Source organism: Bacillus mycoides (assembly GCF_001757995.1).
Classification (GTDB): Bacteria; Bacillota; Bacilli; order Bacillales; family Bacillaceae_G; genus Bacillus_A; species Bacillus_A mycoides_B.
The window spans coordinates 72,161-84,745 of the sequence record NZ_LXLV01000031.1 but is presented as its reverse complement, the minus strand read 5'-3'; the positions used below and the strand labels follow the sequence as shown (position 1 = coordinate 84,745).

The window sequence follows — 12,585 nt, the reverse complement described above, 5'->3', positions numbered from 1 at the left end:
ATTATATATTTGAAAGCAATTTCCTTTAAGGTAAATGGAGTTAAAAAAGCTAATATAGTATTCAAATCAAGTTATGCAATGTTCAAAATCACTTATTATGTATGTCTGCTTCCTTGTTAAACGTAGGATTACAAAACAAATAAAAAAAGCCGCATTTGCGACTCATGAACTGATAGAACTAACACCTATTTTAGGTGAATGACTTACCTTTTAATCGCGTCAACAATTAGCGATGGAAAACCAAGTTTATCGCCTCGATTTCTAGAATCATACCTTTTCGAACGGAAAATAACACCATCGTTTGCATCCCATTCATTGTAATAAAATTGACCATTTTCATCACAATGTTCAAGTAAAACTACCTCGAATCCAGCTGTTTCAAACATTTTCGTTAATGTTTTATAATTATGAACGATTTTATGACTTGCAGCTGGGTGGTCTTTCGGGCCAGGTCCGCCTATTTGAACTATATTTTGGTAGGTTTCATCTCGGAAAAATGCATCAGGGACTCCGCACCGAATATGACCTGATGGCTTTAAAAATTTATAACAAATTTCAGCTGCTTTTACACCTTCCTCAAAAGTAAGATGTTCCCACACATGCTCAGCTAAAATAGCTGAAATGGAATTGTATTCAAATCTTTCTTCCCAAGTGGTATTGTCTAGTAAATTAAGTTCATCTTCTTGAGTTTGAACCCAACCTGGATTATTATTAAATACTCCAGCTCCGACTACTACTTTAATTTCGTCTTGCTTAATTTCCATCACTTTCACCTCATAAATCTTTTTATGCATTAATATATTCTATGTTTACTATATATTTTCCTTTTTGAACTAAAGTGCCAGTTAGCTCAATAAGATAGGTAACAAAACTTCTGTTGTTTTTACTTATCCTCCCACATGCAGCAAAAACGTCTATAATATTTTACATTTATAGTGCAAAATAAAAAGCAAAAAGAATAATCCCTTTCGCTTTTATAGCAATAAATATATTTCATATTGTGCTAAAGAATTCTTTTCAAACCCACATTTCTTTAAAAACCCCTCAAGTAAACTATTATTAGGAAACCCAATTGATAATTTTGATAATTTTAATTCTTTACTTGCTACTTGTAATAATTGCGTCGCAATACCAATGTTTCTATAGTCTTTGTCTATGAAAATAAAACTAATTTTTCCTTGTTCATTTACACATACAGAACCTTTTATATCACTATCAACATATGCACCGTAAAATGTATGATTTGTTTTTTCGATATAATCAATATCATTTTGCCAATTTATATGGAAGTTTAACCATTTCTGAATTTCAACTTTAAATGTTGGAAATTCTAATTGTTTTACTTCAATATTTTTATTACCTTTATTCATTATTTTAGTTAAATCATTTAAATTATAATAAGAAAGATTATATACTTTTTCATAACCTAATTTGTTATAAAAATGAATCGCCCGATCGTTTCCTACAATAACTTCAAGAAAAAGCTGCTTACATTTATTTTGTGTTGCTTCTTCTTTGTGTAACTCAAATAACTTTTGACTTACACCAATGCCGCGATAATTTGGATGAACCGCTAAGGTTCCACAGCGCATTGTTTTTATACTTTCATATACCTTAATACCACCAAGTATTACACCAACCGATTTATCACCATCTAAAGCAAGAAAGGAGTGTTCTAACGAATTGCCTTCTGGCCCAAAAAACCTTTTTATAAAATCTTCTTTTGAAACATCCATTTTAATAATATAATCTGAAAATCCGTCCTTAAAAGCTTCGTACACTAAATCTATACTCACTTCACTACATCTTTTGTATTGAATCATATAAGTATAATCCTCCGCTTTGACTAGTTATATACTACATTCAAACACATGAAATGAATTCCCTACACCATATCCATCTTTTATTTCATGAACAACAATTTGACTAAATCCATTAGCAATAAGTATATTTTCAAATTCTTTTAAATCATATAGTCTTATAGGAAAATCCATAATCTCAGTTTCTGCTATTTTCTCATCATGAATAACTTCATATTTTAGTTTAATATTTAAAAGCTTTTGCACCTTGTCATATGATACTTTTCTATACTCAACAATTAATTCATTGTTAATTTCTTTTCTATTTGTCTCTATCCAATCTAGAATTTGTTCTGTCTCACTTCCACCTTGTACAACTGTAAGAAGGAGTTTTCCATTTTCCTTTAAGTTATTTTTCATATTTTGAAGACTATTTTCTACTAAACTATCAGGTAAAAGTGAAAATGAACCAATTGGAATCATAATAAGATCGTATTTTTTATCAGTATGGAATTCTTCTATTCTTCCTTGTGACACAACAGGCTTTAAATTTAATTTTTCCGCCTTCTCTTTACACACTTTAAGCATATCTTCGGAAATATCGAATCCTTCTATATCCACACCATTTTGTATAAATGGAATTAGCATTCTACCATTTCCGCACATCGGTTCTAACACTTTTATGTTTTTATCTTTTATAAAAGAAAGATAAAATTCCAATTCTTTTCCGGCCGCAATTGATTTATCACTTTCATATATTTTTGTACAAAGATCACCATAATACGTAAGCAATATTATTTCACCCCTTAATTTGCAATGAAAGGACATTTCCCTACATACGTCCCACTATTAATTTGTTTTATAGCAAATGGTGCGATGTCTCCATTTTGAATTTTGATTCCTGGCATATCTACCAAACTCTCTGTTATATTTCCAATGCCATTTCCCTCTATAACAAATGGTAATCTAACAATTGTCCAATCAACATCACTACTTTGTATAATTTGCAATTCTTTATATTTATCTTGCATCATCTTTGGTAAAAATAATTTAAACAAGTTAGCCCCTATTTTATTTACAATTCCCTTCTGATCTCCTTTTACATTTAAAGAGCCTCCAGAAATAAGAATATAGCGCTTCATTTCATATTCCTTCATTACTTTTAAAATATGCTTCGTAACTGTACTAAAAATATAAGGTTCATTTCTCGGCTGACCTACCGCATTAATTACAGCTTTACACCCCTGAAGTAATTCCTGTATGGCTGAAAAATCACGAGCATCTCCACTGATAGTCTCTATATTTTCATTAGTTATCGTTATATTTTTAGAATTTCTCGTTAATATTCGCACTTGATATCCCTTTTCTAACGCTTGATTTACTAGGAACTTTCCTGCTTTACCATTCGCACCAAGAATTGCTATTTTATTTGTAGTTTCCAATACTAAAACCCTCTAACTATCTATTATTTACTACAGTAATCTCATAAACACGTAAAAAAGTAATTAAATGCTCACATGCTCGTTCACATGCTAACATTTTAAAAACCTGTTGTTCTTCTTTCGTTTTGTCATTCGCTTGATCTGAGGCAGCTTTTAAACATAGAAATGGTTTTTTATTTACATGACATACATAAGCAAATGCTGCCACTTCTTGATCAACGGCTAAAGCACCGTATACAGTATGCAGTAAATATCTCATTTCTGAACTTCGAATACGTTGATCTCCAGATAGAAATGTACCAAAATGGACCGGGTCATACGAACGCAATTTCTTCATCCGTTTTACAAGTGATTTAGTTGTTTCAATGGGTGCTGTTCTACCATCATATAGATTAAAACTATCTTCTCCTGAGCCAGCCGCTGTAACATCATGCTGCAAAGTATTAAGAGCTACAACGATGTGTCCATTTTTCACCTTATCTGATAAACTCCCGCAAATTCCTGTCATAAATAACTGGTCTGGCTGGAATTCACTTATTAATAGTTGTACACAACTAGCACAACTTACTTTACCGACACCAGTTACAACTGAAATAACTTCTAATTCATTAATAGAATGAAAATGAAATTCCCAAGCTGCTATTTTTTCTACACGCTCACTTGGATAATGTTGATGCAAATACGTAAGCTCTGGTTCCCATGCAGATACAATTGCTATCCTTTTCATTACACACTTCACTTCCTCCTATTTTCATGTAAATAAGTCAGCTATACTTTCTCGTTCATAATCTGGTACCCACTCTTTATACTTCTCATATAAATCCCGTATCATTTCTTTATTCTTCGCGATTACTTCACATCCTCTATCATCATAAATAAACATGATAATATCCTTTGTTACATTTATAAAAAATACATCTGGATATGAAATTTCTTTTTTTCGTCCTAGGCGTGGACGTAGGTCAGGGAAATCTTCATGATTAGCAGCTTCAATAAGCGGTTCATATTTAATATCTTCCGCAAGACATTTTAAAGAAAATTGATATGTACAATATAAGTCAGCTTCTTCATCTTCAAATAGAAAAGGTAATGTTTCTTGTCTAATATGAAGCTTTAAACCCCTCTTTTTAATAAATCTATTATATACATTTATTTTCTGCAGATTTTTTATATTTTCCTGTTTAAATCGATAAACATTTGTGACTAAAAAGACGGTATCTTCTTTTGAAAATATATCTTTAAATAGATATTTATTATACCTATATAGTTGTGTGAAATATTCCATATTATAAGTGTTACCATCTTCTTTAAATTGATATTTACCTTTCCCAAAATCAAAATGTAGATGATTTTCCCACTGAGAGTATATGTACGGTACTAACGTAACTCCTGGAAATGTTTGATTCATATATTCTTTAAATTGCATTTTTATACCCTTTCTACTCTACAATTTCTTTTAAATGCCAATATGCTTCTTCTAGCCACGGATGTATGACTTTTAATGTATCTTTTCTTTCCCACAAATATGAAATATATACAAAAGCAGCATGTTCCAAAGATTTTTCCAATCCCTTTTTCACCTCAATTAAATATGATGGTGTCCCTATTTGATCCCATTCTAATTTATCCGAAACAAATAATACTAAATCCATCTTCGTTGCATTTTTATGCAAAGTAGTGTGGCAACTGATTGCATTTAAAACTTCTTCATCCTCTATTTTAAATATCTCTTTTGCAATTACTTTCGATAATTTTTGATGAATAATCATTGGAAACTCTCGTTCTTCTTGTAATATTTCTATTCCAAATTTTTCAGCAACTGAAACCCGCTCCTCGTTCGGAAAGATCGCACTAATATCATGTAAACATCCTGCAATCGCTGCTTTTTCTTCATCTTCATAAAATATTCCCGCAATTTTTCTCGCCTCATTTGCCACACGAATTGAATGTTTATATGTAACTTCTTTATTGTATTTTAATAGAAAAGCTTTAATATCATTTTCTATTTTTCCAGTTGGAGTAAATGAATATATATCATTATATAACATAGCAAGTCCCCCTTATAACTATCTTTCAGTATAATGTGGAGTTTAAATGTCCTTCTTATTTTATATTCGTTATGAATGTTTTAATTCCTTTTTAATACGATACATGAAATTTTATGTAGAAACTTTACTACAAAATACATAAATGTTTGATATTATAGTAATGTTGATTAATTGTAAGGAAAGGAACTAACTATAAAATGAATAAAAACATATTAATTATTGATGATGATAAAGATATTGTAGAATTACTGGCTGTTTATTTACGAAATGAAGGCTATAACATTTATAAAGCTTATGATGGTGATGAAGCATTACAAATGATATCTACATATGAAGTTGACCTTATGATTTTGGATATTATGATGCCCAAACGAAACGGATTAGAAGTTTGTCAAGAAGTGCGTGAAAATAATACTGTGCCTATCCTTATGCTTAGTGCAAAGGCTGAAGATATGGATAAAATTTTAGGACTTATGACAGGCGCAGATGATTATATGATTAAACCGTTTAATCCACTAGAATTAGTTGCTAGAGTGAAAGCTTTGTTACGAAGATCCGCTTTCCAAAACGCTGCTACACCAAAGAATGAAGATGGTATCATTCGCATTCGTACAGCTGAAATACATAAACATAATCATACCGTTAAAGTAAATGGTGAATATATTAAGCTCACCTCAATTGAATTTGATATTTTATATTTACTTGCGAGCAATACTGGAAGAGTATTTAGTTCTGAAGAAATATTCGAACGTGTTTGGAATGAAGATGGTTATGGTTCTAATAAAACGGTAATGGTCCATATTAGTAATTTACGGGATAAACTTGAAACAGTAATGAATGGTGAAAAACTGATTCATACAGTTTGGGGAGTAGGCTATAAAATTGAGAAATGAAGCATTTGATATATTAAAAGATATTCCAAAGTGGAAGATTATTTTTTGGCTTGTATTAGCTATCACTCTTACACCTATTACCGAATTAATTATATATCGCCTCGTAACGAGTGTAATTGAGAGTTCACTTACTCTAAGTGAACTAGGTAAAGAATTCATTCGAATTTTTGGTTATGAAAAGTATAGAGGGATAAAGGAATCTTTATGGATGATGATCGTTTCTTATTTGTTTTTATTTTCTATTTTCTCATCCTATCTTTACATTTTTTATCGTCATGAAAGAAAGCTTTACTATGAAACTTGTATTAAAAAAATGATTGAAGAAATTCGATATGTTGCGAGTGGAAACTTTAATCATAAAGTTTCTATTGTACACCATAATTATTTAGAAGAATTAGCAACTGGCGTTAATCAAATTGTTGAACAGTTAAAAGTATCAATTGATGAAGAAAGACAGGCGGAACAAGCAAAAAGCGAACTGATTACGAATGTATCACATGACTTACGAACGCCTCTTACATCTATAGTTGGTTATGTGAATTTAATCCATCATGATAATTATAGAGATGAAGTGGAATTGCGTCATTACATACAAGTCATTTACGATAAAGTAACCCGTCTCAACGCATTAATGAATGATTTGTTTGAATATACACGTGTTCAAAATAAAGAGTTAAGTTTAAATTCTGTTCCCATTGATATTGTAGAATTGCTTGGACAATTAACTGTCCAATTTCGGATACAGCTTCAAGAAGCTAATATTGAATGTCGCCCTTCTTTCCCATCTCAGAAGCTAATGGTACTAGCTGATGGGGATAAATTAGTACGTGTGTTTGAAAACCTAATCATAAACGCTATTACTTATGGAAATGATGGAGATCATATTGATATTACAGCTTACGAAAGCAATAATACGATCGCAATTGATATAACAAATTACGGACAAGCTATTCCAAGTACGGATTTACCTCATATTTTTGAACGTTTTTATCGCGTAGAGAAATCAAGATCGACCAACACTGGTGGATCTGGGCTCGGATTAGCAATTGCAAAAAGTATTGTCGAACTGCATAAAGGAACAATTGAAGTATATAGTGATGATGAAAAGACAACTTTCACTGTAAAATTACTTCCATACAAATGTTAATAAGACATATTTTTAGGTTCAATTTCTTATCATATAAGAAATTGAACCTTTTATTTTCCATGAATATCCAAAATTTAATAATCCTTTATAATTCTTTAGAAATTCTTTACCTTTTCTTTCTTCCTAATTAAGCATTCCTTCTTACAATAATATTATTGATGTAATAGTAGGAGGATCGCTTATGCAATTCTTGAAAAAAATAACAATTTTATTATTATCTTTTCTTATTACTGCACTTATCGTTTTATATTTTTATCTTTATGTAAATGGTCCAATTATTCAAGCTAAATCAGCTATTTTAATAGATACTAATTCTGGTGAAATTGTTTATAAAAAAAATGAAAGTACTCCCATTCAATCGGCCACTTTATCTAAATTAATGACAGAGTATATTGTGATGGAACAACTTCATGATGGAAAAATACAATTAGATGAATCTGTGAAAATAAGTAACGACGTTTTTCAAACCGAAACGAGTCCTATACATGTAACATCGAATGATAAAACAACCGTTCGTGATTTACTAAATACATTGCTTTTAACCGGAAATAATCGTTCTGCACTTGAACTAGCAGAACACATTGCTGGAAATGAAGATAATTTCACATCGTTAATGAATGAAAAAGCAAAACAACTAAAGTTATCACAACAATCTCTATTTTTAAATTCCACTGGAATAAATAGTGAAAAGAATAAACAATCGATTACAACAGCAATAGATGCAGCCGAAATAGCTGCACAATTAATAAAAGACTATCCAGATGTATTAAATATAACTAAACTAACCTCTTACCAATTTACCTTCAAAGATTTTCAAGTTCTCAATACGAATAAAATGATTTACTCTATTGATAAAAACATTAAACTAAAAGGTGTTGATGGCTTGCAAACTAGTTTGTCAACTAACGGTAATTATAGTTTCGTCGGCACTGCAAAACAAGGGGATACAAGGTTTATTTCTGTAGTATTAGACGCCAATGAAGAAAACACAGCTTTTGCTGAGACGAAAAAGTTACTTCAATACGGTTTTGAACCTACCTCATATTCTGCACTCCAAGCTTTCAAAGACACTATTACATCTTGGACCATTTTGCTTCAGTTTAAAAATTTAATTATACAAACGATTATGATTTTTTCAATCATTACCACCTTAATGTTTTTACATATACGCCAGAAAAAATCAGAGGATTTTAACTAAAAGTTCTCTTTTATATAAAAAACCGACTTGCATGTAGCAAGTCGGTTTCTAAATCTGTAACGCCCTTCCAATTAAATTCGCTGAAACGGGCTGAAGATTTAACTCCCTCGCCCATATAGATATCTGACCAATATGATGAATTTCATGTGCAATTACGTGTCGTAACACTTCTCCATATCTATACTCTTTATCCATCCATGAAACTTGTAATATTTTATTCTCTATTTCTCCAGTCCATGACTGTACAAACTCTTCTAATTCCTTGTTATATAAACCAGATAACGCTTTTACTTTTTGAAGTGATTGGTAATCATTAAACTGAGGTTCGTTAACTTCTTTTCCTTGCAAATCACAGATCCAGCTATACTCTACATCCACTATATGGAATAAAGTTTCTAAAATACTCCCAATCCCTCCAACACGTTTGCGTAGTAATTCTTCCTCAGTAAGTTGCTCACACCACTTAAACCAATCATTCCTTACTTGCCAATTGTATTGAAATAAAGTCCGCACATTTATCAATCTCCATATCTATTATCCATTTCACAGCATCTATTACATAATGTGGTTCATCTTTTTGAATATAGTGACCACTATTTTCTGCAATTATAAATTTATTGTTGGTTGATAATTGTAATAATTCTTCTTGCAATTGTAACCATTTCATTTGTGCCTCTTCTGAATAAAAAGCTTTTTTTCCAGCAGCTAACACGACAAGTGGAATATCTTTCATTGATTTACGATGTTTGCCTACTTCACCTAAACTATACATGAACTCTTCGTATGGACTTTCATATATAAATTGCTTATAGTAAGCTTCTTGAAATTCAGAAGACATTATTGGCAAAAAATCTTCTTTATAATTTTCTGGTGTCGAATCAACTAAAACTATTCCCAACATATCTTCAGGATAAAAATCCGTAAATAAACGTGCATTTATACCACCAAATGAATGACCTACAAAGATATATGGTGGGCTTAGTTGTAGTTGCTTTAAACAATCTCTTAAATCTTTTACCATTTCAGAACTAATACGTCGCTTAGAGCTATTATCACTTTTTCCTAATCCGGCTCGATCATATGTAAGTACCGTCCCATATTTCGTCAGTTCTTCAGCAATGTGATCCCATGCCTTTGAATAATCACCATAACCTGCCTCCATTATAATAACAGGCTGCAGCTTCTTTCCTTGGAATATTTTCGTATATATTTTAAAGTTATCAACTTGTACATATTCCTCTATACATTCAACCATTGACAATCACTTCTCTTCGACTAAGTTCTTCTACAATATAATTAATTATTTCACTTACAGATAGAGATCCATCCAAAACGATATCTGAATTCGGTTTAACAGTATGAATTGCCTCTAAATAAGCTTTTCTCGCATATGTTATATAATGCTTTAGATCACTATGTAAAAGCATTGTAATGATGACTGGTGGAAATCTAAAGAAAAGCATCATTGTGATGATGATTGGAAGTTTAAGCGAAATAAGTGTCGTTGTAAATGTTTCTTTATTTGTTGTCATTGTAAAAGAAAAAATTGGTAAGATTTTAAATGTCAACTTAAAGGCAAAGAATATGTCTTTTGGGGCCGATAAATACTAGATATAATATACAAAAAGCTGACTAAATATAGTCAACTTTTTGTATATTAACACATAGAGATTTAAACTAGCATATATAATTACTGGTTGAGTGGGGTATTGAGAAAAAATAAGCTGACTCTTATAAATCGACTTTTTAATTACTTCACATACACATAAGCTTTATTTGCAGTAGTATGTTTTCCCTTTGCTATTGTGCACTTTGTATTGTAGCGTTCCTTTAACACTTACTTTTGCATCAATAACAAACCCTAATCATGCATCAACAGAACCGGCAACATCTTTATCCTGCCAAGATGGAGAATCATAGAAACGTAAATTATTCACTTTGGAAACACCACGTTTTCCTACAATAGATGAATCTAATGTACTTTTCTTATCGAACTTCACATAAAAAGAATCGTATTTAATCCATTGCTCTTCGCCAAGATTCAACCAGCTGTCTATGAGTTTTAAAAAAAATGAGCTCTATTTACATAGAGCTCATACGTAACTTTATAGCTCACTAGACTGTAACCCTTGAATAAACGGAACTACTTCAGGATTTACAAGTGACGATAAATCTCCTAATTCTTTTCCTAAGTAAGCAGCTTTAATGACACGTCTCATAACTTTGGAATTACGAGTTTTTGGTAAATCTTCTACAACATGAATATCTTTTGGACATAATGCTTTTCCAATATGAGATTTTACTAAACTCATTAATTCTTTTTTTAATTCTCCAGAGAATATTACACCATCTCGTAATACTACAAAGCAATGACAAACCTCACCTTTTACATCGTCAGGTACACCAATGGAAGCTGCTTCTATTACATTAATATGTTTCACAAGAATAGATTCATATTCAGCAGGCCCAATACGTTTACCAGCAATATTTAGCGTATCATCTGAGCGTCCTGTAATGATATATTGTTCACCATCGTAAATAACCCAGTCACCATGAACCCATTTATTTTCAAATCGTGACCAATATGTGTTCACATAACGCTCATCGTCTTCCCAGAAACTTTTCGTCATTCCAACCCAAGGTTTCTCTAAGCATAATTCTCCAACTTCATCACGAATTGTTTTACCTTGATCATCAAGTACAACCGCTGCCATACCTGGTAACGATGCGTTAAAACTAATTGGTGCGATTGGCTTAATAAGAACATTACCGAAAATCCCACCAGAAATTTCAGTTCCACCTGAATAATTACAGATTGGGACTTTTCCTTTTCCAACTGTTTCAAACAGCCACATCCACGGATCTGGATTCCAAGGTTCTCCTGTTGATGCGAATACTTCTAAACTCTTTAAAGAATGCTTATTTACATACTCATCACCTTTTGCCATTAATGCACGGATTAACGTTGGCGAAATACCTAGATGAGTAATTTCATATTTATCAACCGTCTCCCATAAGCGATCTGCTTCTGGGAAGTCTGGAACACCTTCGTACATAACCATCGTTGCTCCATTTATGAGTGAACCGAATAATAAAAATGGCCCCATCATCCAGCCCATATCAGTTACCCATAATACACGGTCACCTTGTTTAATATTCATTCCAAATCCTGCATCAAAAGCTGCTTTCAAAGGAAATCCTGCATGCGTGTGTACTGTTCCTTTCGGCTTACCAGTCGTTCCTGATGTATAAATGAGCATTAATGGATCATCACTTTGCATTTCTTCGGCATGTATGAATGGTTTTTCTTTTTCTAGCGTACTCCACGAAAAGTCATAGTTATGTGGTGTAAAATCATTTCCTACATGACGAACGATTACCACCTTTTCAACAGTTGGACAATGTTCACAAGCTTTATCTACTTCATCTTTTAATGAAACAATTTTCCCACGGCGTGAAAAGCCATCTGCGGTAATAACCATTTTTGAACCAGCTGCTTGTACACGTGTCATTACTGCATCAGCAGCAAAACCTGAAAATATTGGTGAAATAATCGCTCCAATTTTCATTACCGCTAACATAGCAACAACTGTTTCAGGAATCATTGGCATGTAAATTGTTACACGATCACCTTTTTCAATACCAGCATGTTTCAAACCGTTGGCAACACGGCTTACCCAGCTGTCAAGCTCTTCATATGTAAATGATTTCGAAGTTCCGTTTTCCCCTTCATACATAAGTGCTGCTTGTGTTTTCGTTTTATCGTCTGCAAGCCAGCGAGATAAAGCAGATTCTACAACGTTACAAGTTCCCTCAGTATACCACTGTGCAAATGGTGTACCATTTTCTAAATCTAACACTTCAGTATATGGTTTCATCCACTGATAGCCAACTGCTCTCTCAGCTTCTCCCCAAAACCAAGCTGTTTCTTCAATTGACTTATTATAAAAAGCTTCGTAATCTTCATAGCCTAATGATTTCATCCAACCAAATAAACGAGTTTTTTCTTTATATTCTTCTGTTGGAAACCAAACTGCTTGTTTCATGTTTTCCCCTCC

14 protein-coding genes and 1 pseudogene are annotated in these 12,585 nt (G+C 32.1%); 3 read left to right on the top strand and 12 right to left on the bottom strand.

Annotated elements, in window-relative coordinates:
• Nucleotides 1-203: 203 nt before the first annotated feature.
• From BWGOE10_RS12230 to yqeK, 7 genes are all read right to left on the bottom strand, one after another.
• Nucleotides 204-767 (bottom strand): class I SAM-dependent methyltransferase, encoded by a 564-nt coding sequence (locus BWGOE10_RS12230; RefSeq protein ID WP_070142889.1) that lies wholly within the window; start codon nucleotides 765-767, stop codon nucleotides 204-206.
• Nucleotides 768-974: 207 nt separating this feature from the next.
• Nucleotides 975-1,823 (bottom strand): GNAT family N-acetyltransferase, encoded by an 849-nt coding sequence (locus BWGOE10_RS12225; protein WP_070142825.1) that lies wholly within the window; start codon nucleotides 1,821-1,823, stop codon nucleotides 975-977.
• A 27-nt stretch (nucleotides 1,824-1,850) separates the two neighbouring features.
• On the bottom strand, nucleotides 1,851-2,591 hold the full coding sequence (locus BWGOE10_RS12220) for a class I SAM-dependent methyltransferase (RefSeq protein WP_070142823.1): 741 nt from the start codon (nucleotides 2,589-2,591) through the stop codon (nucleotides 1,851-1,853).
• A 14-nt stretch (nucleotides 2,592-2,605) separates the two neighbouring features.
• Nucleotides 2,606-3,241 (bottom strand): SDR family oxidoreductase, encoded by a 636-nt coding sequence (locus tag BWGOE10_RS12215; protein ID WP_070142821.1) that lies wholly within the window; start codon nucleotides 3,239-3,241, stop codon nucleotides 2,606-2,608.
• A gap of 16 nt (nucleotides 3,242-3,257) precedes the next feature.
• On the bottom strand, nucleotides 3,258-3,968 hold the full coding sequence (gene mtnN, locus BWGOE10_RS12210) for a 5'-methylthioadenosine/S-adenosylhomocysteine nucleosidase (protein WP_070142819.1): 711 nt from the start codon (nucleotides 3,966-3,968) through the stop codon (nucleotides 3,258-3,260).
• Nucleotides 3,969-3,992: 24 nt separating this feature from the next.
• Nucleotides 3,993-4,667: a DUF3885 domain-containing protein gene (locus BWGOE10_RS12205; protein WP_070142817.1), complete on the bottom strand. Its 675-nt coding sequence runs from the start codon at nucleotides 4,665-4,667 to the stop codon at nucleotides 3,993-3,995.
• Nucleotides 4,668-4,680: 13 nt separating this feature from the next.
• Nucleotides 4,681-5,289, bottom strand: coding sequence for a bis(5'-nucleosyl)-tetraphosphatase (symmetrical) YqeK (gene yqeK, locus BWGOE10_RS12200; protein ID WP_070142815.1), 609 nt, complete (start codon nucleotides 5,287-5,289; stop codon nucleotides 4,681-4,683).
• A gap of 197 nt (nucleotides 5,290-5,486) precedes the next feature.
• Between yqeK and BWGOE10_RS12195 the strand changes: the two genes are divergently transcribed.
• From BWGOE10_RS12195 to BWGOE10_RS12185, 3 genes are all read left to right on the top strand, one after another.
• The gene (locus tag BWGOE10_RS12195; protein WP_070142813.1) at nucleotides 5,487-6,182 is read left to right on the top strand and encodes a response regulator transcription factor; all 696 of its coding nucleotides are present in this window, start codon (nucleotides 5,487-5,489) and stop codon (nucleotides 6,180-6,182) included.
• The gene (locus BWGOE10_RS12190) at nucleotides 6,172-7,329 is read left to right on the top strand and encodes a sensor histidine kinase (RefSeq protein ID WP_070142811.1); all 1,158 of its coding nucleotides are present in this window, start codon (nucleotides 6,172-6,174) and stop codon (nucleotides 7,327-7,329) included. Before BWGOE10_RS12195 ends, BWGOE10_RS12190 begins: the two co-directional genes overlap by 11 nt.
• 181 nt (nucleotides 7,330-7,510) lie before the next feature.
• Nucleotides 7,511-8,527: a D-alanyl-D-alanine carboxypeptidase family protein gene (locus BWGOE10_RS12185; RefSeq protein WP_070142809.1), complete on the top strand. Its 1,017-nt coding sequence runs from the start codon at nucleotides 7,511-7,513 to the stop codon at nucleotides 8,525-8,527.
• A 48-nt stretch (nucleotides 8,528-8,575) separates the two neighbouring features.
• Here BWGOE10_RS12185 and BWGOE10_RS12180 read toward each other — a convergent pair whose 3' ends face one another.
• The 5 genes and pseudogenes from BWGOE10_RS12180 to BWGOE10_RS12160 all read right to left on the bottom strand — a co-directional run bounded on the left by BWGOE10_RS12180 (nucleotide 8,576) and on the right by BWGOE10_RS12160 (nucleotide 12,573).
• On the bottom strand, nucleotides 8,576-9,040 hold the full coding sequence (locus BWGOE10_RS12180; RefSeq protein WP_070142807.1) for a DinB family protein: 465 nt from the start codon (nucleotides 9,038-9,040) through the stop codon (nucleotides 8,576-8,578).
• Nucleotides 9,000-9,782, bottom strand: a complete 783-nt coding sequence (locus BWGOE10_RS12175; RefSeq protein ID WP_070142805.1) for an alpha/beta fold hydrolase — start codon at nucleotides 9,780-9,782, stop codon at nucleotides 9,000-9,002. The genes BWGOE10_RS12180 and BWGOE10_RS12175 overlap by 41 nt, the downstream gene beginning before the upstream one ends.
• Nucleotides 9,775-10,059 (bottom strand): hypothetical protein, encoded by a 285-nt coding sequence (locus tag BWGOE10_RS32375; protein ID WP_070142803.1) that lies wholly within the window; start codon nucleotides 10,057-10,059, stop codon nucleotides 9,775-9,777. The genes BWGOE10_RS12175 and BWGOE10_RS32375 overlap by 8 nt, the downstream gene beginning before the upstream one ends.
• A gap of 218 nt (nucleotides 10,060-10,277) precedes the next feature.
• Nucleotides 10,278-10,581: pseudogene (locus BWGOE10_RS29945) on the bottom strand (N-acetylmuramoyl-L-alanine amidase); the annotation flags it as partial.
• Nucleotides 10,582-10,632: 51 nt separating this feature from the next.
• Complete coding sequence (locus BWGOE10_RS12160) at nucleotides 10,633-12,573, bottom strand: AMP-binding protein (RefSeq protein WP_070142799.1); 1,941 nt, start codon at nucleotides 12,571-12,573, stop codon at nucleotides 10,633-10,635.
• Between the last annotated feature and the right edge of the window lie 12 nt (nucleotides 12,574-12,585).

Coding starts and splice junctions, on each gene's coding strand:
- BWGOE10_RS12225 (WP_070142825.1), bottom strand. CDS start 1,823: ATGATTCAATACAAAAGATGTAGTGAAGTGAGTATAGATTTAGTGTAC.
- mtnN (WP_070142819.1), bottom strand. CDS start 3,968: ATGAAAAGGATAGCAATTGTATCTGCATGGGAACCAGAGCTTACGTAT.
- BWGOE10_RS12205 (WP_070142817.1), bottom strand. CDS start 4,667: ATGCAATTTAAAGAATATATGAATCAAACATTTCCAGGAGTTACGTTA.
- yqeK (WP_070142815.1), bottom strand. CDS start 5,289: ATGTTATATAATGATATATATTCATTTACTCCAACTGGAAAAATAGAA.
- BWGOE10_RS12195 (WP_070142813.1), top strand. CDS start 5,487: ATGAATAAAAACATATTAATTATTGATGATGATAAAGATATTGTAGAA.
- BWGOE10_RS12185 (WP_070142809.1), top strand. CDS start 7,511: ATGCAATTCTTGAAAAAAATAACAATTTTATTATTATCTTTTCTTATT.
- BWGOE10_RS12175 (WP_070142805.1), bottom strand. CDS start 9,782: ATGGTTGAATGTATAGAGGAATATGTACAAGTTGATAACTTTAAAATA.
- BWGOE10_RS32375 (WP_070142803.1), bottom strand. CDS start 10,059: ATGACAACAAATAAAGAAACATTTACAACGACACTTATTTCGCTTAAA.
- BWGOE10_RS12160 (WP_070142799.1), bottom strand. CDS start 12,573: ATGAAACAAGCAGTTTGGTTTCCAACAGAAGAATATAAAGAAAAAACT.